This is a genomic window from Pseudomonas sp. Z3-6 (genome assembly GCF_051131985.1).
GTDB lineage: Bacteria > Pseudomonadota > Gammaproteobacteria > Pseudomonadales > Pseudomonadaceae > Aquipseudomonas > Aquipseudomonas zanjanensis.
Genome location: NZ_CP071644.1, coordinates 1,990,859 through 2,012,550 on the forward strand (window position 1 = coordinate 1,990,859; position 21,692 = coordinate 2,012,550).

A 21,692-nucleotide genomic window follows, 5' to 3' on the forward strand; every position below is an offset into this window, starting at 1 on the left:
CATCCCTATAATGCTGCGCCTATGTTGAATGACCCGATTCCACCTCACGTTGACCCGCGCAAATTGGCTGACCGTGGCACCACCCTTCAAGGTGAACTGCTGCTGGCCGATTTGAAGAGACTCTGCGACCCGCTTTCCGACGATGTCGGTACGGTCCAGGCCAAATTCGTTTTTGAACGAGATGAACGTAAATCTGTGGTTATCCACAGCTTTATCGACACCGAAGTCAAAATGGTTTGCCAGCGTTGTCTTGAGCTGGTCACCCTGCCGATCCACAGCGAATGCAGTTACGCCGTGGTGAAGGAGGGTGCGAATACCCAGTCGTTGCCGAAAGGTTATGACGTGCTGGAACTGGGCGAAGATCCATTGGATCTGCAGTCACTGATCGAGGAGGAGCTTCTGCTCGCCTTGCCCATTGTGCCTGCTCATCATCCGGAAGAATGCCAGCAGCCGGCGGGAGCAGATGAGCCCGAACCGAGCGAGGACGAGGTAACGCGGTCCAACCCGTTCAGTGTATTGGCGCAGTTAAAGCGTGACCCAAACGTTTAGGAGTTAATCAATTATGGCTGTTCAGCAGAACAAAAAATCCCGCTCTGCCCGTGACATGCGCCGTTCGCACGACGCTCTCGAGGCTAGCACCCTGTCCGTAGAAAAGACCACCGGTGAAGTTCACCTGCGTCACCACGTATCGCCAGAAGGCGTATACCGTGGCCGTAAAGTGATCGACAAGGGCGCCGACGAGTAATCACTTGTCCGCTCAAGTCATCGCGATTGACGCAATGGGCGGGGACTTCGGTCCCCGCAGCATTGTTCAGGCCAGCCTTGCTTGCCTGAATGCTACTCCCTCGCTGCACCTGACCCTCGTCGGTCAATCCCCTCTCCTGGAAGACATGCTCAGCGGCCAATCGGCTGTGGATCGCGCGCGCCTGACGATTGTCCCGGCGTCGGAAATCATCGCCATGGACGAAAAGCCAGCCCAGGCCCTGCGCGGCAAGCCTGACGCCTCGATGCGGGTGGCCCTTGAGCTGCTGCGCGATGGCAAGGTCCAGGCCTGTGTCAGTGCCGGCAATACCGGTGCACTGATGGCACTGTCGCGCTACGTACTCAAGACCTTGCCGGGTATCGACCGGCCCGCGATGGTGGCGGCGATCCCGACCCAGCGTGGGTTCTGTCAGTTGCTCGACCTGGGGGCAAACGTCGACTGCAGTGCCGAGCATTTGCTGCAATTTGCGGTGATGGGCTCGGTCGCGGCTGAAACCCTGGGCATCGTGCGTCCTCGCGTGGCGCTGTTGAATATCGGCACCGAAGACATCAAGGGTAACCAGCAGGTCAAGCTGGCGGCCACGTTGTTGCAGGCTGCGCGGGGTATTAACTACATCGGTTTCGTCGAAGGCGATGGCTTGTACCGTGGCGAGGCCGATGTGGTGGTCTGTGACGGCTTCGTGGGCAATATCCTGCTCAAATCCAGCGAGGGGCTGGCCACCATGATCGGCCAGCGCATCGAGACTTTATTCAGGCAAAGCCTCGCCTCGCGGGTGGTCGGCGCCTTGGCGCTGCCGTTGATGCGCCGATTGCAGGCGGACCTGGCGCCGGCGCGGCACAACGGAGCGAGCTTCCTCGGGCTGCAAGGTATCGTGATCAAGAGTCACGGATCGGCGGGCGTGCTGGGGTTCCAAAGTGCGATCAACCGAGCGGTGATCGAGATCCAGGAGAACCTGCCGGAGCGCTTGCACGGTCGCCTCGAGGATTTGTTAACTTAGGCGTTTTCGTCCGACAATGCTTAAATGTGACCGGTCGGTTCAACCCGCCATCCAATGTGCAGTTTGCTAGCGCCCCCAGGGGCGTCAATTTTTGACGACAAGATCATTAGGGGCTTTGTTTTCATGTCTGCTTCCCTCGCATTCGTCTTTCCAGGGCAGGGCTCGCAGTCCCTCGGCATGCTGGCCGAGCTGGGCGCGCAATACCCGCTGGTCCTCGAAACATTCAAAGAAGCTTCCGATGCGCTCGGCTATGACCTGTGGGCATTGACCCAGCAAGGGCCGGAAGAGCAGCTCAATCAAACCGATAAAACCCAGCCAGCCATCCTCACCGCTTCGATCGCCTTGTGGCGCTTGTGGCTGGCTGAAGGCGGCGCGCGCCCGGCGTTCGTCGCCGGTCACAGCCTGGGCGAATACAGCGCCCTGGTGGCCGCTGGCAGCCTGAGCCTGGGCGCCGCGGTGAAACTGGTGGAGCGTCGTGGCCAGTTGATGCAAGAGGCCGTTCCGGCCGGGCAGGGCGGCATGGCCGCGATCCTGGGTCTGGAAGACGCTGATGTGCTCGCCGCCTGTGCCGAAGCGGCACAAGGCGATGTGGTCAGCGCGGTGAACTTCAACTCCCCGGGCCAGGTAGTCATTGCCGGTGCCAAGGCGGCCGTCGAGCGTGCCATCGAAGGCTGCAAGGCTCGTGGTGCCAAGCGTGCCATGCCGCTGCCGGTCAGCGTGCCGTCGCACTGTGAACTGATGCGTCCGGCCGCCGAGCGCTTTGCCGAATCCATCGCTGCCATCGACTGGCAGGCTCCGCAGATTCCCGTGGTGCAGAATGTCAGCGCCAACGTGGCGCCAGATATCGAGACCCTCAAGCGTGATCTGCTGGAGCAACTCTACAAGCCGGTTCGCTGGGTCGAATCGGTACAGGCCCTGGCAGCCAAGGGCGCGACCGAACTGGTCGAATGCGGTCCTGGCAAAGTGCTGGCAGGCCTGAACAAACGCTGCGCCGAAGGCGTGTCGACTTCCAATCTCAATACCCCAGATGCCTTCGCTGCCACCCGTGCAGCGCAGGCCTGAACAGGAGAAGCTTGCATGAGTCTGCAAGGTAAAGTTGCACTGGTGACCGGTGCAAGCCGTGGCATCGGCCAGGCCATCGCCCTGGAACTGGGTCGTCAAGGCGCCATCGTCATCGGCACCGCGACTTCCGCTTCGGGCGCCGAGCGCATCGCCGCGACCCTGAAGGAAAACGACATCCAAGGCACCGGCCTTGAACTGAACGTCACCAGCGACGAATCCGTTGCGGCGGTGCTGGCGAGCATTCAGGCGCAGTTCGGTGCGCCGGCGATCCTGGTCAATAATGCCGGTATCACCCGCGATAACCTGATGATGCGCATGAAAGATGACGAATGGTTCGACGTGGTCGACACCAACCTGAACAGTCTGTACCGGCTGTCCAAGGGCGTTCTGCGTGGCATGACCAAGGCGCGCTGGGGTCGAATTATCAGTATCGGCTCGGTTGTGGGTGCCATGGGCAACGCAGGCCAAGTAAACTATGCTGCGGCGAAGGCCGGTCTGGAAGGTTTCAGCCGTGCGCTGGCGCGTGAAGTGGGTTCGCGCTCGATTACGGTAAACTCGGTTGCACCGGGTTTCATCGACACCGACATGACCCGTGAACTGCCGGAAGCACAGCGTGAAGCCTTGTTGACGCAGATTCCGCTGGGTCGTCTGGGGCAAGCTCAAGAAATCGCGTCCGTGGTCGCTTTTCTTGCGTCGGACGGTGCGGCATACGTGACCGGGGCTACAATCCCGGTGAACGGCGGGATGTACATGAGTTAAATGTGACGGATTGCTTCAAAAAAATGTCATACGAGCTGTCTAAAATCCGTTATAAAGCTGCAATCAATTTATAGACGGCGGGCCGCTGGGTTTGAGGAGTGAAGCTTTCGGTTGAAAAACCGAAAAGTTCTTCTATACACTTACCCACCGGCCAGCTGCCTGAATTTGTCCATTAGGAGTGAAAACAAGGTATGAGCACCATCGAAGAGCGCGTCAAGAAAATCGTTGCCGAGCAACTGGGCGTTAAAGAAGAAGAAGTTGTGAACACCGCTTCCTTCGTAGAAGACCTGGGTGCCGACTCCCTTGACACCGTTGAGCTGGTGATGGCTCTGGAAGAGGAATTCGAGACCGAGATTCCTGACGAAGAAGCTGAGAAGATCACTACTGTACAAGCTGCTATCGACTACGTTACCAGCCACCAGGCGTAATCGTTCTTAGTCGTCGCTAGCTGTCATGGAAAAACCGCACTGCCATCACGGCGTGCGGTTTTTTCTTTAGGCCTGATGCAAAGTCGTCATTAGAAAAAGGAGAGTGCTGTGTCGCGTAGACGCGTCGTAGTCACCGGTATGGGTATGTTGTCGCCACTGGGCACGGATGTGCCGAGCAGTTGGCAGGGCATTCTGGCCGGCCGCAGTGGCATTGGTCTGATCGAACACACCGACCTTTCTGCCTATTCCACCCGTTTCGGCGGCTCGGTAAAGGGCTTCAATGTCGAGGAATACCTGTCGGTCAAGGAAGCCCGCAAGCTTGACCTGTTTATTCAATACGGCCTGGCAGCCGGTTTTCAGGCAGTGCGTAACGCCGGCCTGGAAGTCACCGACGCCAACCGTGAACGCATCGGCGTGGCCATGGGCTCGGGTATTGGCGGCTTGACCAATATCGAAGAAACCAGCCGCACGCTGCACGAATCGGGGCCGCGACGGATTTCTCCGTTCTTCGTGCCGGGCTCGATCATCAACATGATTTCCGGTTTCCTGTCCATCCACCTGGGTGCCCAGGGGCCCAACTACGCCATCGCCACGGCGTGCACCACCGGTACCCACTGCATCGGCATGGCCGCGCGCAACATCATGTACGACGAAGCCGACGTGATGATTGCCGGTGGCGCCGAGATGGCCGCATGCGGCCTCGGCATGGGCGGTTTCGGCGCATCCCGCGCGCTGTCGACCCGCAACGACGAGCCCGCCCGCGCGAGCCGGCCGTGGGACAAGGGCCGTGATGGCTTCGTGTTGTCCGACGGTGCCGGTGCGTTGGTGCTCGAGGAGTTGGAGCACGCCAAGGCGCGCGGCGCGACTATCTATGCCGAGCTGATTGGCTTTGGCACCAGTGGCGATGCGTACCACATGACTTCGCCACCGGCCGACGGCGCCGGTGCGGCCCGTTGCATCGCCAACGCCTTGCGTGACGCGAAGCTCAACGGCGAGCAGGTGCAGTACATCAACGCCCACGGCACGTCGACCCCGGCCGGCGACCTGGCCGAAGCCCAGGCGATCAAGACCGTGTTCGGCGAGCATGCCTACAAGCTGGCGGTCAGTTCGACCAAGTCCATGACCGGTCACCTGCTGGGTGCGGCAGGGGCGGTGGAAGCGATCTTCAGCGTCCTGGCGATCAACAGCCAGACAGCGCCGCCGACCATCAACCTCGATGAGCCGGACGAAGGCTGCGACCTGGACTTCGTGCCGCACACTGCCCGCAGCATGGACATCGATGTGGTGCTGTCCAACTCCTTCGGCTTTGGCGGGACCAACGGTTCGCTGGTGTTCCGCCGGTTCGCCGGTTGATGGAAAGCTGGGTCGACGGTCAGCCGGCCGACGTCCTGTCGCTGAAAGATCGTGGCCTGGCTTACGGCGATGGGTTGTTCGAGACCCTCGCCGTGCACGATGGCAGACCGGTGTTGCTTGAGCGTCACCTGCAACGCCTGGAAACCGGTTGCCGGCGGTTGGCTCTCAATGTCGACATGAGCGCGTTGAGCACCGAGCTGAATGCCTATGCCCGGTGCCTGGGCGCCGGCGTGCTGAAGCTGATCGTGACCCGTGGCGACAGTCTGCGCGGTTATGCCGCAGATCCCTCGACCTCGGCCCGGCGCATCCTGCAAGGGAGCCCGCCAGCCGCTTATCCCACCGCCCATGCCGAACAAGGCGTTCACCTGTTTCCTTGTACCGTGCGTTTGTCCGAGCAGCCCTTGCTCGCCGGCCTCAAGCACCTCAATCGCCTGGAACAAGTGTTGGCCCGTGCCGAGTGGCGCGATGGGCAGTACGCCGAAGGTTTGATGCTGGACACGTCCGGGCGGGTAATCGAAGGCGTATTCAGCAACCTGTTCCTGGTGCGCGATGGCGTGTTGTTCACGGCGGACCTGAGCCGTTGCGGTGTGGCCGGTGTGATGCGCGCGGAATTATTGTTTCAAGCCAAGTCCCAAGGCATCGCTACGCAAATCACCGACCTCAGCCTTGAACAGTTGCACCAGGCCGATGAAGTTTTCGTCTGCAACAGCGTTTATGGCGTGTGGCCGGTACGCGGATGCGGTTCGGCGCGCTGGTCGGTTGGCCCGCTCACCCGTAAACTGCAGACCCTTGCCCGTGCGCTATTGGATGCTTGATTCGTGAGACGTAAATTCTTGCTGCTGCTGGAGACCGGACTGGTCCTGGCAGGGCTGTTGTTGGGCGCTTCGGCCTGGAAAATTCATTCGGCGCTGCAACAGCCGCTGAACATTACCCAGGAAGAATTGCTGGACGTGCCCAACGGAACCACCCCGACCGGAACCCTCAAGCGCCTCGAGGCCGATGGCCTGATCAAGGACGCCTTCTGGCTGCGTGTCTATTGGCGCTTCAATCTTGCCGGCCAGCCGTTGCACTCCGGTGAATACCGGATGGTGCCAGGCATGACCATGGAGGGGCTGATCGGTGTCTGGAAGCGCGGTGAAGTGGTGCAGTACAGCGTGACGCTGGTGGAGGGCTGGAATTTCCGCCAGGTGCGCGCCGCACTGGCCAAGGATGAAAAACTCCAGCAGACCCTTGCCAACCTGAGCGACAGCGAGGTCATGGACCGTCTGGGTCATTCGGGAGTATTTCCCGAAGGCCGGTTCTTCCCGGACACCTACCGCTTCGTGCGCGGCACATCGGATGTCGACCTGCTTAAAAAAGCCTACGACCGTCTGGAAGACGTGCTCGCCAAGGAATGGGCACAGCGTGCCGCCGATGTGCCTTACACCATGCCGTACCAGGCGCTGATCATGGCGTCCCTGGTGGAGAAGGAAACCGGCGTACCCCAGGAGCGTGGGCAAATTGCCGGCGTCTTTGTCCGGCGCATGCGCCTGGGCATGCTGCTGCAGACCGATCCCACAGTGATCTACGGGTTGGGTGAGCGCTACACCGGCAAGCTCTCCCGCGCCCATTTGAAAGAAGAAAACCCGTATAACACCTACCTGATCCCGGGCTTGCCGCCGACGCCGATCGCGATGGTGGGGCGCGAAGCGATTCATGCCGCGTTGAACCCGGCACCGGGCAACAGTCTTTATTTTGTCGCCCGTGGCGATGGCAGCCATGTGTTTTCCGATGACCTGGAATCGCACAACAACGCGGTGCGCGAGTTCCAGCTCAAGCGCCGTGCCGATTACCGCTCCAGTCCGGCGCCGGTAACGCCGGACGAGCAGGCGCCGATCCCGGCGGCATCGCCCGACACGGCACCTGAAGCGGTGCCCCATGTGCCACCTCAGGTACCTGCCCCGGAACCGGACGCCAGCGAGCCACCGAGCCCGCAATGAATTTGATTAAGGATCGCCCCGTGACTGGCTTGTTTATAACGCTGGAAGGCCCGGAAGGCGCCGGCAAGAGCACCAACCGCGAATACCTGGCCGAACGCCTGCGGGCTGCCGGCATCGAGGTGGTATTGACCCGTGAACCGGGCGGTACGCCACTGGCCGAGCGAATTCGCGAGGTGCTGCTGGCGCCCCTCGAAGAAGTCATGAACCCTGACACTGAGCTGCTGCTGGTGTTCGCCGCCAGGGCGCAGCATCTGGCCGAGGTGATCCGCCCGGCGCTGGCCCGTGGCGCCGTGGTGCTCTGCGATCGTTTTACCGATTCGACCTATGCCTACCAGGGCGGCGGCCGGGGATTGTCCGTGGAACGCATCGCCGCGTTGGAAAGCTTCGTCCAAGGTGAGCTGCGCCCAGACCTGACCCTGGTGTTCGACCTGCCGGTGGAAATCGGCCTGGCCCGCGCCAGCGCCCGTGGCCGGCTGGATCGTTTCGAGCTTGAGGGCCAGGCTTTCTTCAATGCCGTGCGCAATGCCTTCCTGGGGCGCGCCAAGGCCGATCCGGCGCGTTACCTGCTGATCGATGCCGCGCAGCCGCTGACCCAGGTCCAGCAGTCCCTGGATAGCTTGCTGCCACGTTTGCTGGAGCGTGTCCGTGGCTGAAGCCTATCCCTGGCAAGACGGTCTCTGGCAGCAACTGGCCGGTCGTGCCCAGCATGCCCATGCTTATCTGCTACACGGCCCGGTCGGCATCGGCAAGCGGGCGCTGGCCGAGCGGCTGATGGCCAGCCTGTTGTGCCAACGCCCGGGGGTCTCCAACGCTTGCGGCGAATGCAAGTCCTGCCTGCTGCTCAAGGCCGGCAGCCATCCCGACAATTACGTGCTGGAGCCGGAAGAGGCGGACAAGGCGATCAAAGTCGACCAGGTTCGCGACCTGGTCAGCTTCGTGGTCCAGACCTCGCAGATGGGCGGGCGCAAAGTGGTGCTGATCGAGCCGGTCGAGTCGATGAACATCAACGCTGCCAACGCCTTGCTCAAGAGCCTCGAAGAGCCTTCTGGCGATACCGTGTTGCTGCTGGTCAGCCACCAGCCGAGTCGCTTGCTGCCGACCATCAAGAGTCGTTGCGTGCAACAGGCCTGCCCGCTGCCGAGCGAGGCGATGAGCTTGCAATGGTTGGCGCAGGCCCTGCCTGACAGCAGCGACGAAGAGCGTGTCGAGCTGCTGACCCTCGCGGCTGGCTCGCCCCTGGCGGCTGTCAGCCTTCAGGCCCAGGGCGTGCGTGAGCAGCGGGCCTTGGTGGTGGACGGGGTCAAGAAACTGCTCAAGCAGCAGCAGTCCCCCACGCAACTGGCCGAGGGCTGGAACGCCATCCCGCTACTGTTGCTGTTTGACTGGTTCTGCGACTGGTCGAGCCTGATCCTGCGTTACCAGTTGACCGAAGACGAGGCCGGCCTGGGGCTGGCCGACATGCGCAAAGTGATCCAGTACCTGGCGCAAAAAAGCAGCCAGGATAAAATCTTGAACATCCAGGACTGGATTCTTGCCCAACGTCAGAAGGTGCTGAGCAAGGCGAACCTCAATCGAGTGCTGTTGCTCGAGGCGCTGTTGGTGCAGTGGGCGAGTTTGCCTGGTCGAAGTTGACAGGTACCGCCTAGACTCAGCTCAATCGCAGCGGAGATCAGCATGAACGAACCTGTCAGTCCCGGTCCACGCAACGGCATCCTGTCCCTGACCATCAAGGACAAGTCGGTGCTTTATGCCGCCTACATGCCCTTCATCAAGAACGGCGGCCTGTTCATTCCGACCAACAAGAATTATCGCTTGGGCGACGAGGTGTTCATGCTCTTGAGCCTGATGGATGAGTCGGAGAAAATTCCGGTCGCCGGCAAGGTGATCTGGCTGACCCCCAAGGGCGCCCAGGGCAATCGGGCCGCCGGCGTGGGCGTGCAGTTCAGCGACGGCGACAATTCAGCCCGCAATCAGATTGAAACCCACTTGGCCGGCTCCCTGAAGTCCGACCGTCCCACCCATACGATGTAGCCTGACCTTTTATGCTTGTAGATTCCCATTGTCACCTTGACCGTCTCGACCTCGCTGCCCATGGCGGTTCCCTGGATGCCGCGCTGGACGCGGCCTGGGAGCGGGGCGTCGGCCACTTCCTGTGCATCGGCGTCAGCGCCGACAACGCTGCCGACGTGAAGGCCCTGGCCGAGCGTTATGCCGATGTCGATTGTTCGGTCGGCGTCCACCCACTGGACGTCCAGCCCGGCGCCGCGCCAGCGCTCGATTGGCTGTTACGTGAGCTCGATCATCCACGTGTGGTCGCCATTGGCGAAACCGGCCTGGACTATCACTACGAGCCAGAAGCCGCCGACGTGCAACAGGCGTCGTTCCGGCTGCACCTGGAGGCCGCCCGGCAGACCGGCAAACCGGTGATCATCCACACCCGCGGCGCCCGGGCCGACACCCTGGCCTTGCTGCGTGACGCCGCGCTGCCCCAGGCCGGTGTGCTGCATTGCTTCACCGAAGACTGGGACATGGCCAAGGCTGCTTTGGACATGGGCTATTACATTTCCTTGTCCGGGATTGTCACGTTCCGCAATGCCGATGCCCTGCGCGACGTTGCCAGCAAAGTGCCGGCTGATCGGCTGCTGGTGGAAACCGACTCGCCTTACCTGGCGCCGATCCCCTATCGCGGCAAGCCGAACCTTCCGCAATACGTACGGGAAGTGGCGGAGTTTCTGGCGATGCTGCGGGGCGAGTCCTACGAGCGATTTGCCGAGCAGACGACGGAAAATTTTAAGCAATTGTTTCCGCTGGCTCACGTTCGATCGGCGCACGCCTGAATTTCATGCAAAAAAAACCCGGGTTCTGGGGGGTGAATCCGGGTTAAGACCATTAGGAGTAAAACAAAGGCACGCGGTCCGTTGGCACCTTTATCAGCGCGTCACTTGGGGGAGATGTCACGCCGACAGTTCAAGTATTGATCAGTATGCCCACCCGTCCAGTCTGGCCGGGGCGGTTTTTAAACAAATTTGGAATACGCTCGCTTCGGATAAGTTCTCACTGTCCTCAAAGCTCGCCAGTACGGCCCGTTGGCAAGGGAAACGGCGAGCCGGGTGCGCACGGTTTTGTGAAGAACGGTGGCCGAGAATGGATGATCCGTGCATTTTTGCGTAAGTTAGGCATAATACCCGGCTTCGAATTTTGACCCTTCAGACCTTTTTCTTATGCACAAAGAACCCCGTAAGGTCCGTGAGTTTCGCCGCCGCGAGCAGGAAATTCTCGACACCGCGCTCAAGTTGTTCCTCGACCAGGGTGAAGACAGTGTCACCGTCGAGATGATTGCGGATGCCGTGGGTATCGGCAAAGGCACGATTTATAAACATTTCAAATCCAAGGCGGAGATCTACCTGCGCCTGATGCTCGACTACGAGCGCGATTTGAACGAGCTGCTGCATTCGGCCGATGTGGACAAGGACAAGGAGGCCCTGTCCCGGGCCTACTTCGAGTTCCGCATGCGCGACCCGCAGCGCTACCGCTTGTTCGACCGCCTGGAAGAGAAGGTGGTGAAGGGCAACCAGGTCCCGGAGATGGTCGAGGAACTGCACAAGATCCGCGCCTCCAACTTCGAACGCCTGACCCTGTTGATCAAGGGCCGGATCAGCGAAGGCAAGCTCGAGGACGTGCCGCCTTATTTCCATTACTGCGCCGCCTGGGCGTTGGTGCACGGCGCGGTGGCGCTGTATCACTCGCCGTTCTGGAGCAACGTGCTGGAAGACCAGGAAGGTTTCTTCCAGTTCCTGATGGACATTGGCGTGCGCATGGGCAACAAGCGCAAGCGCGATACTGATCACCCGAGCACCTGACTGGCCACCCGAGCCAAGACATTCAGCTGCCTTATTGCGCCATGTCCGCTTACATGGCGCAGTGCCCCAGTAATATACTCAGGTTTGGGTCTTGCGAAATCTTGATTTCTAGGTCAAGTTTCGCCAGTCCGATTTTTCTCGTGCCGGAGTGATCCATGATCGTTGACCGTCAAGGCAGGCGCTTCCGCAATCTGCGGATCAGCCTGACCTCAGCCTGCAACTACGCCTGTACCTACTGCGTGCCTGACGGCAAGCGGTTGGTGGCTGCGCAGGATGAACTGTCAGCCGAAGCCATGGCGCGCGGCGTGGCGTATTTGATCGAGGCCGCCGGTATCGAGCGGCTGCGCATCACGGGCGGCGAGCCGCTGGTCAGCCCCAAGCTCGAGCGTTTCATGACGGCGGTGGGGCAGATGGGGCTGGAGGACATCAGCCTGACCACCAATGGCCAGTTGCTCGCGAAAAAACTACCGTTGCTGGTGGATGCCGGTATCCGTCGCATCAACGTTTCCCTCGACACCCTGGACCCCGCCGCGTTTCGCAGTATCGCCCGTGGCGGCGACCTGGCGACCGTGCTCGATGGCATGGAGCAGGCCCGGGCCGCCGGGATGAAGATCAAGGTCAACATGGTGCCGTTGCGCGGGCAAAACCTCGACCAGGTGATGCCGTTGCTCGAGTACTGCCTGGAACGTGGTTATGAGTTGCGTTTCATCGAGTTGATGCGCATGGGCCACCTGGCCAGCGATTCCAACGCCTTCCTGCAGCAGTTCGTCAGCCTTCAACAATTGCTCAGCCTGATCGGCGACCAGTACGAATACCTGCAGGCCGACGCGCCGGTGGACGCCACGGCGGTGCGTTATGAGATACCGGGGCTGGGGCACTTCGGTGTGATCGCCAACGAAAGCGTGCCTTTTTGCCGTACCTGTTCGCGACTGCGGCTGTCTTCCACGGGCTGGCTGCACGGCTGCCTGTCGTCGAGTAACCGTCACTTCGTCGGCGATCTTCTGGACAAGCCACGCCATCAGGCCTTGCCGGCGCTTCAGCGCTTGTTGGTCAAGGCGCTGGGGGATAAGCAGGAAGTGGCGTTCTCCGGCGGTGCGACCGTCATGAAAATCATCGGCGGCTGAATAAGGCTTTTGTGGCGAGGGAGCTTGCTCCCGCTCGACTGCGAAGCCGTCGCAACGTCCAGAGGGGCCGCTCGCAGCCCAGCGGGAGCAAGCTCCCTCGCCACAGGTATTCCAAGGTGCAACCCCAACCATCCTGCGAGCTGGCGCAAAAGCTGCATCCCACGACCATTCGCCGGTTTTCCGACACCGGTCTTTGGAGGAATAGGATGCGTAGCCTGGTTTTGCTGCTGGCCGTTTTGGTGCTTGGCGGTTGCATGAATGTCAGCGACATGGGGGAGGGCGTTCGTTATCACATGAGCGATGCCGGCCTGCTGGACCATAGCGACAGCCGTCGTGTGAACAACCTGCGAATCCAGCCCGACTCGTTCATCTACATCGCCCAGGGCGCCTTCGCTCCGCCGGGCAGTGCCTATCCACGTCCCAATGTCGTGGCCGAAGAAGCCTTCAACGGCTTCATCGAATATTTCCCCATGGTTCGTCGCGCCCGTGTTCCCGAAGGCCTCGATCAGGCGATGGGCGAAGCCCGTGCCGCCGGTGCTCACTACCTGTTGTACACCCGGTTCGCCAAGGCCGATAACCGCATCGGCAACTCCGACGAATGGCTGGATGAAGAGGCCGTGGATCGCCTGGGTGTCGATACCGGCGTGATTCAAATCATGTTGATCGAGACCAGCACGCAGTATTTGATTGATACTGCACGGATCAAGAGTCGTGGCGGTTTACTGACGTTCCACGACAAGCAGCCCCAAGACCTCATCGCCGCGCCGCTGCGTGAATATGCCCGCAGCCTGTTGGGGATGAGCGACCAGTAACTACGAGGAGTCACCATGAGCGGACCGCAAAAAGCCAATGACTTGCTGGGGCAGATCCCCAAGACCAAAGGCCTGCCGCCGGTCCACTTGTGGAACCCCGACTTCTGCGGCGACATCGACATGCGCATCGCCCGGGACGGCACCTGGTATTACCTGGGTACGCCCATCGGACGAAAACCGATGGTCAAGCTGTTCTCCACCATCATCCGCCGCGACGGCGATGATTATTTCCTGATCACCCCCGTGGAAAAGGTCGGCATCAAGGTCGATGACGCGCCGTTCGTGGCCGTGACCCTGGAGGTGGAAGGCCAGGGAGAAGGACAATTGTTGCGCTTCACCACCAATGTCGAGGAAACCACCGAGGCCGGCACCGAGCACCCGCTGCGGGTGGAGATCGATCCCCAGACCCAGGAACCGACGCCCTACGTGCATGTGCGCAGCAACCTCGAAGCACTGATCCACCGCAACGTGTTCTATCAACTGGTGGAGCTGGCGGTCAGTCGCGAGATCGATGGGCAGCGCTGGCTGGGTGTGTGGAGCGGCGGCGAGTTTTTCCCCATCGGCCTGGAGCCCTGATCCCTTGTGGAAGTGAGGGTTGATCCAACATCCGCGTCGGCTGAAGGATCGCTATCGCGAGCAAGCCCGCTCCCACAGTAAATTTGGAGTGCCTGCACTATCTGTGTGCACCACCAAACCTGTGGGAGCGAGCTGTGGTGAACGCTAATAATGTGAACGCCCGGAATCTACTGTGGGAGCGGGCTTGCTCGCGAAGGCGCCAGCACAGCCAACATCTTCTTAGCTGACCCACCGCTATCGCGAGCAGGCTCGCTCCCACAGGGTTTTGCAAAATTCAAATTGACACCCAATCATATGATGATTAGCGTGGGCCACCAATAAGAGTGGCCCGCGGGGTTTTCATGTCCAGCAGTTTTCACGCATCGACCGTCGATTGGCTGGGGGGCTGGATCGCCGCTGGCCAGGTCAAGCCTGGGCAAACCATCAAGGTCGAAGCGGACTTGGGCGAGCAACTGGGCGTCAGTCGCACAGTGATTCGCGAGGCGATCAAGACCCTGGTGGCCAAAGGCATGCTGGAAGTCGGGCCGAAAGTCGGCACGCGGGTATTGCCGGTGCGCCGCTGGAACCTGTTCGACCCTCAAGTGGTGGGCTGGCTGTCACGCAGCGGCCTGCCGGAAAACTTCGTCGACGACTTGCTGGACCTGCGCCGTACCATCGAGCCGATGGCGGTGCGCTGGGCCTGTGAGCGGGCCACGGCCGATCAGGTGCAGGCGATCCGCCTGGCCTACCATGCCCTGGAACGGGCAGTGGACAGCGGCGCCGATTACAACCGCGCCGACCAGTTTTTCCATGAGTGCATCCTGGCCGCCAGCCATAATCAATTCATCGAACAAATGGTCCCGGCCCTCGGTGCATTGCTGGCGGTGTCGTTCGAGGTGTCGGCGGCCGACCCGGATGAACTGCGCCGCACCTTGCCCATCCACAAGGACATCGCCGACGCCATCGCCGCCCGTGACGCGGCCCGGGGTGTCTGGGCCTGCATGACCCTGATCGATAACGCTGACCTGGCGATCAAACGCTTTTACCCCAATGTCATGGCCGGTCGAACAGACGCCGCCGGGCAAGTCGGGAACGGGAGGTTTCAATGAAGTGGACGGCTGTGACGGAACACCGGGCGAAGTTGGGCGAGGGGCCCTTCTGGGATGCGCCGACCCAAGCGTTGTATTGGGTCGATATCGCTGGCAAGCAGGCACTGCGGCTGATCGGCGCCAACGTGGAGATCTGGCAGATGCCCGAGCATGTGTCCGCCTTCATACCGACCCAAAGTGGCGACGCACTGGTAACCCTGAGCAGTGGCGTCTATCGCCTCGATCTTGATTCGCCGGGCCTTGAGCCGCGCCTGACGCTGCTGTGCATGGCCGACCCCCAACTGGGTAATCGTGCCAATGAGGCCCGTTGCGACGCCCTGGGCCAACTCTGGCTAGGCACCATGCAGAACAACATCGGTGCCGACGGCGAGGACTTGCCGATCGAACAACGATCCGGTGGCCTGTTTCGCGTCGGTGGCGACGGTCGGGTCATGCCCTTGTTGCGCGTGTTGGGCATCCCCAACACGTTGCTCTGGAGCCCCGATGGCACCACGGTGTATTTCGGCGACAGCCTGGACGGCACGGTGTATCGGCACTTTATCTATCCGGAAGGTAATCTCGCGCCGGCCGAGGTCTGGTTCGGCCCACACCCGCGTGGCGGCCCGGATGGCTCGGCGATGGATGCCAGGGGCTATATCTGGAACGCTCGCTGGGACGGCAGTTGCCTGCTGCGGCTGACGCCGGACGGGCAGGTCGACCGGGTGATCGAATTGCCCGTCAGCCGACCGACCAGTTGTGTGTTCGGCGGCGACGACCTCAAGACGTTGTACATCACCAGCGCGGCGAGCCCCTTGGGTCATCCGCTGGACGGTGCGGTGCTGTCGATGCGTGTCGATGTGCCTGGCGTGGTCTGTACAAGGTTCGCGGGGTAATCCCAAAATATGGGATGTAAATATATATATTGAGATTATTTGGCGGCCGGGTTTATAGTCGGCTCCATCGGCAATACGCACTCACACTAAAAAAACAAAACAGGTGAAGTGATGCAACGATCTTTCCCCGTACGCCCCGGCGGCGTACGCCGGCCACTGTTCTTCCAAGCGCCTTTGCGCCGGTCATCCGCGGATGCCCGCTTTTCGTCGTGCCCGCACACAGGAGCCTTGAGCCATGGCTGAGCCCTTGGTCTTGCCGCCCATGCCGGAGCCCCCGAAGGGCGAACGCCTGAAAGACAAGGTCGTGCTGTTGACCGGCGCCGCCCAAGGCATTGGCGAAGCCATCGTCGCGGCGTTCGCTTCGCAACAGGCCCGACTGGTGATCAGTGACATCCAGGCGCAGAAAGTCGAGGCGGTGGCCGCCCACTGGCGTGAACGCGGTGCCGATGTGCAAGCGTTGCAGGCCGATGTGTCGAAGCAGCAGGACTTGCAGGCCATGGCCCGTCGCGCCGTCGAGCTGCACGGTCGCATCGATGTGCTGGTCAACTGCGCCGGCGTCAACGTCTTCCGCGACCCGCTGGAAATGACCGAAGAGGACTGGCGCCGCTGCTTCGCCATCGACCTGGATGGCGCCTGGTACGGTTGCAAGGCGGTGCTGCCACAGATGATCGAGCAGGGCGTGGGCAGCATCATCAACATTGCCTCCGTCCATTCGTCCCACATCATTCCCGGCTGTTTCCCTTACCCGGTGGCCAAGCACGGCCTGCTCGGCCTGACTCGCGCCCTGGGCATCGAATACGCGCCCAAAGGGGTACGCGTCAATGCCATCGCTCCGGGTTACATCGAGACCCAGCTGAACGTCGACTACTGGAACGGCTTTGCCGATCCCCACGCCGAACGCCAACGTGCGCTGGATATGCACCCGCCACGGCGCGTCGGGCAACCGATCGAAGTGGCGATGACGGCCGTGTTCCTGGCCAGTGACGAAGCACCCTTCATCAATGCCTCATGCATCACCATCGATGGAGGACGTTCAGTCATGTACCACGACTGAATATTCTTGGATTGCAGTGGGAAACTTCGCCTGTAATCCAATCATCATACGATATGACTATTTAGGCCTATGCTGTGTAGCAACTTGATGTAACCGCCCAGCCTGCGTATTTCCACCGACGGTGGAGCAGACCCTGGACGTTTGGCTTTCAATAAAAAAAACAAGGAGTCAACTATGAAACATCGTCGTGGGATCCGTTCCCTGTGTCGCGCCGCCCTGGCGGTTACCGCGTTCAGCCTCAGCAGCCACTTGCTGGCGGCCGATGCGGTAAAAATTGGTTTCCTGGTCAAGCAGGCCGAGGAGCCTTGGTTCCAGACCGAGTGGGCGTTTGCCGAGAAGGCGGCCAAGGATAAAGGCTTCCAACTGATCAAGATCGCCGTGCCTGACGGCGAGAAAACCCTCTCGGCCATCGACAGCCTGGCCGCCAACGGCGCCAAGGGCTTCGTGATCTGCCCGCCGGACGTGTCCCTCGGCCCGGCCATCATGGCCAAGGCCAAGCTCAACGATCTCAAGGTCATTGCCGTGGACGACCGTTTCGTCGACGCCAACGGCAAGTTCATGGAAGACGTGCCGTACCTGGGCATGGCCGCGTTCGAGGTGGGCCAGAAGCAGGGCGCCGCCATGGCCGCTGAAGCGAAGAAGCGTAATTGGGAGTGGAAAGATACCTACGCGGTGATCAACACCTTCAACGAGCTGGACACCGGCAAGAAGCGCACCGACGGTTCGGTCGATGCCCTGAAGAAGGCCGGGATGCCGGAAGACCATATCCTGTTTACGGCGCTCAAGACCCTCGACGTACCCGGCAGCATGGACTCCACCAACTCGGCGTTGGTGAAGCTGCCAAGCGCTGCGAAAAACCTGATCATCGGCGGCATGAACGACAACACCGTGCTGGGCGGCGTGCGCGCCACTGAAGCGGCCGGGTTCAAGGCAGCCAATGTGATCGGCGTCGGCATCAACGGTACCGACGCCATCGGCGAACTCAAGAAACCCAATAGTGGCTTCTTCGGTTCGATGCTGCCAAGCCCGCACATCGAAGGCTACAAGACCGCCGAAATGATGTACGAGTGGATCACCACCGGCAAGGAACCGCCGAAGTACACCGCCATGGACGAGGTGACGCTGATCACCCGGGAGAACTTCAAGCAGGAGCTGGAAAAGATCGGCCTGTGGAACTGACGGTCGGTTGATTCAAAAGCGGCCCTGGCCACATGAGTGGCGGGGTCGCTTGATCTCTGTAAGTTCGAGGTGGTTATGCAAGCGCAAACAGCGACACGGCAACACAACATCGGCGGCAGCTTGCGGTTCAACGGGATCGGCAAATCCTTTCCCGGCGTGCAGGCGCTGGCCAATATCAGTTTCGTCGCGCATCCGGGGCAGGTGCATGCCTTGATGGGCGAGAACGGCGCGGGCAAGTCCACGTTGCTGAAGATCCTCGGTGGCGCCTACATCCCAAGCAGTGGCGACCTGCAGATCGGCGAACAGACGATGGCCTTCAAAGGCACCGCCGACAGCATCGCCAGCGGGGTGGCGGTGATTCACCAGGAGTTGCACCTGGTGCCGGAAATGACCGTTGCGGAAAACTTGTTTCTCGGCCATTTGCCGGCGCGTTTCGGCCTGGTCAACCGTGGTGTGCTGCGCCAGCAGGCGCTGGCGCTGCTCAAAGGCCTGGCCGACGAAATCGACCCGCAGGAAAAAGTCGGTCGCCTGTCCCTCGGCCAACGGCAATTGGTGGAAATCGCCAAGGCCTTGTCCCGTGGCGCCCATGTCATTGCCTTCGACGAACCCACCAGTAGCCTGTCGGCCCGGGAAATCGACCGCTTGATGGCGATCATCGCCCGCTTGCGAGATGAGGGCAAAGTGGTGCTGTACGTCAGCCACCGCATGGAAGAGGTGTTCCGTATCTGTAATGCGGTGACCGTGTTCAAGGACGGTCGTTACGTGCGGACCTTCGAGAACATGAGCGAGCTGACCCACGATCAGTTGGTCACCTGCATGGTCGGCCGCGATATCCAGGACATCTATGATTACCGTCCTCGGGAACGCGGCGATGTGGCGCTGCAAGTGAAGGGCCTGCTGGGGCCGGGTTTGCGCGAACCGGTGAGTTTCCAGGTGCACAAGGGCGAGATCCTCGGCTTGTTCGGGTTGGTCGGCGCCGGTCGTACCGAGCTGTTTCGCTTGCTCAGTGGCCTGGAGCGCCAGAGCGAGGGCAGCCTGGTCCTGCACGGCCAGGAACTGAAACTGCGTTCGCCACGGGATGCCATTGCCGCTGGCGTGCTGCTGTGCCCGGAAGATCGCAAGAAGGAAGGCATCATCCCGTTGGGCAGCGTGGGAGAGAACATCAACATCAGCGCCCGACCGTCCCACTCGACCCTCGGCTGCCTGTTGCGCGGTGATTGGGAACGGGGCAATGCCGACAAGCAAATCAAGTCGCTGAAGGTGAAGACGCCAGCGGCCAGCCAGAAAATCATGTACCTGTCCGGCGGCAATCAGCAGAAGGCGATTCTCGGTCGCTGGCTGTCGATGCCGATGAAAGTCCTGCTGCTGGACGAACCGACCCGTGGCATCGACATCGGCGCCAAGGCGGAGATCTATCAGATTATCCACAACCTGGCGGCGGACGGCATCGCGGTGATTGTGGTGTCCAGCGACCTGATGGAAGTGATGGGCATTTCCGACCGAATCCTGGTGCTCTGCGAAGGGGCCATGCGTGGCGAACTGCCGCGCGACCAGGCCAACGAATCCAACCTGCTGCAACTGGCGCTGCCGCGCCAACGCGTTGCCGACGCGGCGAACTGAGAGGTAAATCATGACCATTCAAAACAATGCACTGCCAACGGCACGCAAACCCCTGGACCTGCGCCGTTTCCTCGACGACTGGGTCATGCTGTTGGCCGCCATCGGGATTTTCGTGCTTTGCACCCTGATGATCGACAACTTCCTGTCGCCGCTGAACATGCGCGGCCTGGGCCTGGCGATCTCCACCACCGGTATCGCGGCCTGCACCATGTTGTATTGCCTGGCGTCCGGGCACTTCGACTTGTCGGTCGGTTCGGTGATTGCCTGTGCCGGCGTCGTCGCGGCGGTGGTGATGCGCGACACCAACAGCGTGTTCCTCGGCGTCAGCGCGGCGCTGGCGATGGGGCTGATCGTCGGCCTGATCAACGGCATCGTCATCGCCAAGCTGCGGGTCAACGCCTTGATCACTACCCTGGCGACGATGCAGATCGTCCGCGGCCTGGCCTACATCTTTGCCAACGGCAAGGCGGTGGGTGTGTCCCAGGAATCGTTCTTCGTGTTCGGCAATGGCCAACTGTTCGGCGTGCCGGTGCCGATCCTGATCACCATCGTCTGCTTCCTGTTTTTCGGCTGGCTGCTGAACTACACCACTTACGGGCGCAACACCATGGCCATCGGTGGCAACCAGGAAGCGGCGTTGCTGGCGGGGGTGAACGTTGATCGCACCAAGATCATTATCTTTGCCGTGCATGGCCTGATCGGCGCGCTGGCCGGGGTCATCCTGGCGTCGCGCATGACCTCGGGCCAGCCGATGATCGGCCAGGGCTTCGAGTTGACCGTGATCTCGGCCTGCGTGCTGGGCGGGGTGTCGTTGAGCGGCGGCATCGGCATGATTCGCCACGTCATCGCCGGCGTGCTGATTTTGGCGATCATTGAAAACGCGATGAACCTGAAGAACATCGACACCTTCTACCAATACGTCATCCGCGGCTCGATCCTGTTGCTGGCGGTGGTGATTGACCGGTTGAAGCAGCGCTAGGCAGTAGGGATTACTGGCGACTGATCTGCCGCCATCGCGAGCAAGCTCGCTCCCACAGGGTTTTGTGCTAGGCGCAAAGCTCAGGCATACCGAAGATTCAATGTGGGAGCGAGCCTGCTCGCGAAGGCGTCGACACATCCAACACTTCCTTAGCTGACCCACCGCTTTCGCGAGCAAGCCCGCTCCCACAGGTTTTTAGTGTCAGGCTCAGGGCCTCGGCACAGCACAGACCCCATGTGGGAGCGGGCTTGCTCGCGAAGGCGTCGGCACATTCAACACTACCTTAGCTGACCCAACGCTTTCGCGAGCAGGTTCTTGTGCCAGGCTCAGAACTTCGGCGCAGTGCAGAACCAGTGTGGGAGCGAGCCTGCTCGCGAAACGGGTATCCCTGACGCCAACTATCACCCGGCCTTGCGCAACGCTTCGACCAGTTCCTGCTTGCGCATCTTCGAACGTCCGGGAATGTTTTTCGCCCGGGCTTCCTTCATCAAGCTATCCACCGTCTGGGCCCCATGGGAGGCTTTGCTGGTGCGTGGGTGACCTTCGCGAGTCTTGGCGGCGCGGCGGGCTGATTCCTTGCGGTCGGTTTTCTTGGCCGCCGCCGGTTTTTCCTTGCCTGAGCCACCGGAGCGTTCGCCGCCACCGGACTGCTTGTTCACCGTCGCCCAGGCCCGAGCTTCGGCCTCGCCCTCCGACACACCTTTTTGCTCATAACTTTCTTCGATGTGCTCGGCCTTGCGTTTTTGCTTGTCGGTGTATTTGTCTTTGCTTCCACGAGGCATGGGATGTTCCTCCTCAAATGTCCGGGCAAAGGCTACTGGCTGGCGGCGCCACCTTCGGAACCCGAGCCACCGGTCGTGGTTTTCGAGCCCACTCCGGTCTCGGCGTTATCTGGTGCGGTGGAGTCCGGCGTATTCATGCCACCCTGGCGCCCGGTGTCATTGCCCTGCACGCGTGGATCGGTGCCGGTGGCCGGTGGCTGGCCATTGTTCAGGCTACCGCCACCGGTGCCGTCGGTGTTCAACTTGGGGAGGCCTTGCGTGGCAGGGGAGTTTGGCGCTTGCACCGGGTCGGTTGGCCCAGTGCCGTCGGTAGAGGCCGCGAAGGCCACCGAGGACAACAGCGCGGCGAAGGTGAATGCGGTCAGCCTTGAAGTGATCATGGGTGTCGCCTCCATTTTTCAGAAT

The 21,692-nt window shown here is 61.1% G+C and carries 25 protein-coding genes; 23 read left to right on the plus strand and 2 right to left on the minus strand.

Annotation, left to right across the window (positions count from 1 at the left end):
* Window positions 1–21: 21 nt before the first annotated feature.
* From J3P88_RS09040 to araH, 23 genes are all read left to right on the plus strand, one after another.
* Window positions 22–549: a YceD family protein gene (locus J3P88_RS09040; protein ID WP_003204262.1), complete on the plus strand. Its 528-nt coding sequence runs from the start codon at window positions 22–24 to the stop codon at window positions 547–549.
* Window positions 550–562: 13 nt separating this feature from the next.
* Window positions 563–745 carry a 50S ribosomal protein L32 gene (rpmF, locus tag J3P88_RS09045; protein WP_003179396.1) on the plus strand — a complete coding sequence of 61 codons (183 nt, stop codon included), beginning with the start codon at window positions 563–565 and terminating at the stop codon, window positions 743–745.
* Window positions 746–749: 4 nt separating this feature from the next.
* A complete protein-coding gene (plsX, locus tag J3P88_RS09050) occupies window positions 750–1,760 on the plus strand; it encodes a phosphate acyltransferase PlsX (RefSeq protein WP_186707192.1) in 1,011 nt (336 codons plus the stop codon).
* Between the two features lie 123 nt (window positions 1,761–1,883).
* Window positions 1,884–2,822, plus strand: a complete 939-nt coding sequence (fabD, locus tag J3P88_RS09055; protein WP_434574767.1) for an ACP S-malonyltransferase — start codon at window positions 1,884–1,886, stop codon at window positions 2,820–2,822.
* Between the two features lie 15 nt (window positions 2,823–2,837).
* Window positions 2,838–3,581, plus strand: a complete 744-nt coding sequence (gene fabG, locus J3P88_RS09060; protein ID WP_186707194.1) for a 3-oxoacyl-ACP reductase FabG — start codon at window positions 2,838–2,840, stop codon at window positions 3,579–3,581.
* 191 nt (window positions 3,582–3,772) lie between these two features.
* The gene (gene acpP, locus J3P88_RS09065) at window positions 3,773–4,009 is read left to right on the plus strand and encodes an acyl carrier protein (protein WP_003175607.1); all 237 of its coding nucleotides are present in this window, start codon (window positions 3,773–3,775) and stop codon (window positions 4,007–4,009) included.
* A 108-nt stretch (window positions 4,010–4,117) separates the two neighbouring features.
* Window positions 4,118–5,362 (plus strand): beta-ketoacyl-ACP synthase II, encoded by a 1,245-nt coding sequence (gene fabF, locus J3P88_RS09070; protein ID WP_018613569.1) that lies wholly within the window; start codon window positions 4,118–4,120, stop codon window positions 5,360–5,362.
* Entirely contained in the window at window positions 5,362–6,177 is an 816-nt protein-coding gene (gene pabC / locus J3P88_RS09075; protein ID WP_434574769.1) for an aminodeoxychorismate lyase, read from the plus strand. The genes fabF and pabC overlap by 1 nt, the downstream gene beginning before the upstream one ends.
* A gap of 3 nt (window positions 6,178–6,180) precedes the next feature.
* Window positions 6,181–7,341, plus strand: a complete 1,161-nt coding sequence (gene mltG / locus J3P88_RS09080) for an endolytic transglycosylase MltG (protein WP_434574771.1) — start codon at window positions 6,181–6,183, stop codon at window positions 7,339–7,341.
* 20 nt (window positions 7,342–7,361) lie between these two features.
* Entirely contained in the window at window positions 7,362–7,994 is a 633-nt protein-coding gene (gene tmk, locus J3P88_RS09085) for a dTMP kinase (protein WP_186730601.1), read from the plus strand.
* On the plus strand, window positions 7,987–8,973 hold the full coding sequence (locus J3P88_RS09090) for a DNA polymerase III subunit delta' (RefSeq protein ID WP_186707198.1): 987 nt from the start codon (window positions 7,987–7,989) through the stop codon (window positions 8,971–8,973). The genes tmk and J3P88_RS09090 overlap by 8 nt, the downstream gene beginning before the upstream one ends.
* Before the next feature lie 42 nt (window positions 8,974–9,015).
* Window positions 9,016–9,372, plus strand: a complete 357-nt coding sequence (locus J3P88_RS09095; protein ID WP_186707199.1) for a PilZ domain-containing protein — start codon at window positions 9,016–9,018, stop codon at window positions 9,370–9,372.
* A gap of 11 nt (window positions 9,373–9,383) precedes the next feature.
* A complete protein-coding gene (locus J3P88_RS09100; protein WP_434574773.1) occupies window positions 9,384–10,178 on the plus strand; it encodes a TatD family hydrolase in 795 nt (264 codons plus the stop codon).
* A gap of 384 nt (window positions 10,179–10,562) precedes the next feature.
* The gene (locus J3P88_RS09105; RefSeq protein WP_186707201.1) at window positions 10,563–11,201 is read left to right on the plus strand and encodes a TetR/AcrR family transcriptional regulator; all 639 of its coding nucleotides are present in this window, start codon (window positions 10,563–10,565) and stop codon (window positions 11,199–11,201) included.
* 155 nt (window positions 11,202–11,356) lie between these two features.
* The gene (locus J3P88_RS09110) at window positions 11,357–12,325 is read left to right on the plus strand and encodes a GTP 3',8-cyclase MoaA (protein WP_434574775.1); all 969 of its coding nucleotides are present in this window, start codon (window positions 11,357–11,359) and stop codon (window positions 12,323–12,325) included.
* A gap of 206 nt (window positions 12,326–12,531) precedes the next feature.
* Window positions 12,532–13,137 carry a DUF4823 domain-containing protein gene (locus J3P88_RS09115; protein WP_186707202.1) on the plus strand — a complete coding sequence of 202 codons (606 nt, stop codon included), beginning with the start codon at window positions 12,532–12,534 and terminating at the stop codon, window positions 13,135–13,137.
* A gap of 15 nt (window positions 13,138–13,152) precedes the next feature.
* Entirely contained in the window at window positions 13,153–13,713 is a 561-nt protein-coding gene (locus J3P88_RS09120; protein WP_434574776.1) for a DUF1285 domain-containing protein, read from the plus strand.
* Between the two features lie 341 nt (window positions 13,714–14,054).
* On the plus strand, window positions 14,055–14,801 hold the full coding sequence (locus tag J3P88_RS09125) for a FadR/GntR family transcriptional regulator (protein ID WP_060741242.1): 747 nt from the start codon (window positions 14,055–14,057) through the stop codon (window positions 14,799–14,801).
* Entirely contained in the window at window positions 14,798–15,673 is an 876-nt protein-coding gene (locus J3P88_RS09130; protein WP_434574778.1) for an SMP-30/gluconolactonase/LRE family protein, read from the plus strand. Before J3P88_RS09125 ends, J3P88_RS09130 begins: the two co-directional genes overlap by 4 nt.
* Before the next feature lie 235 nt (window positions 15,674–15,908).
* Window positions 15,909–16,727, plus strand: coding sequence for an SDR family oxidoreductase (locus tag J3P88_RS09135; protein WP_434574780.1), 819 nt, complete (start codon window positions 15,909–15,911; stop codon window positions 16,725–16,727).
* A 174-nt stretch (window positions 16,728–16,901) separates the two neighbouring features.
* Window positions 16,902–17,906, plus strand: coding sequence for a substrate-binding domain-containing protein (locus tag J3P88_RS09140; protein ID WP_434574782.1), 1,005 nt, complete (start codon window positions 16,902–16,904; stop codon window positions 17,904–17,906).
* A 75-nt stretch (window positions 17,907–17,981) separates the two neighbouring features.
* Window positions 17,982–19,526, plus strand: coding sequence for an L-arabinose ABC transporter ATP-binding protein AraG (gene araG / locus J3P88_RS09145; RefSeq protein ID WP_186707207.1), 1,545 nt, complete (start codon window positions 17,982–17,984; stop codon window positions 19,524–19,526).
* Window positions 19,527–19,536: 10 nt separating this feature from the next.
* On the plus strand, window positions 19,537–20,505 hold the full coding sequence (gene araH, locus J3P88_RS09150; RefSeq protein WP_025214842.1) for an L-arabinose ABC transporter permease AraH: 969 nt from the start codon (window positions 19,537–19,539) through the stop codon (window positions 20,503–20,505).
* Between the two features lie 401 nt (window positions 20,506–20,906).
* Here the strand turns inward: araH and J3P88_RS09155 are convergent, their stop codons facing one another.
* Together J3P88_RS09155 and J3P88_RS09160 are read right to left on the minus strand one after the other, a co-directional pair.
* Window positions 20,907–21,287: a Rho termination factor N-terminal domain-containing protein gene (locus J3P88_RS09155; protein ID WP_186707208.1), complete on the minus strand. Its 381-nt coding sequence runs from the start codon at window positions 21,285–21,287 to the stop codon at window positions 20,907–20,909.
* A gap of 32 nt (window positions 21,288–21,319) precedes the next feature.
* Window positions 21,320–21,667 carry a hypothetical protein gene (locus J3P88_RS09160; protein WP_207964821.1) on the minus strand — a complete coding sequence of 116 codons (348 nt, stop codon included), beginning with the start codon at window positions 21,665–21,667 and terminating at the stop codon, window positions 21,320–21,322.
* Window positions 21,668–21,692 lie beyond the last annotated feature (25 nt).